At 64.9% G+C, this 248-nt stretch carries 1 pseudogene; it reads left to right on the top strand.

Annotated features, from left to right (window positions below):
* Positions 1–248, top strand: a pseudogene (locus B4920_RS27320) (hypothetical protein); the annotation flags it as partial.

Genomic DNA, 248 nt, shown 5'->3' with positions numbered 1-248 from the left:
GGTGTCACCGATCTGGCGGAGTTCGGCTGGCAGGCGCTCATCGGCGTCGAGCTGCCGGTGGCCACCAGCTGGCTGCTGTTTCTGGCAAGCTGGGCCTGGTTGCCCCGCCACCTCTTCGTCTACCTGTTCGTGGCCGCCTTTCTTGGGGGGGCCCTCAGCATCTCGGTCAAGATCCTCGCCAGCGCCCTGCTGATGGGGATGAGCGGCGCCTACCCCTGGCACATTATCAGTGCCGATTACCTCTCCAT

Source organism: Zoogloea sp. LCSB751, from assembly GCF_002028455.1.
In the GTDB taxonomy this organism is placed as follows: domain Bacteria; phylum Pseudomonadota; class Gammaproteobacteria; order Burkholderiales; family Rhodocyclaceae; genus Zoogloea.
Note: the sequence above shows the minus strand (reverse complement) of the source record. Positions and strands in the feature narration are given on the sequence as shown.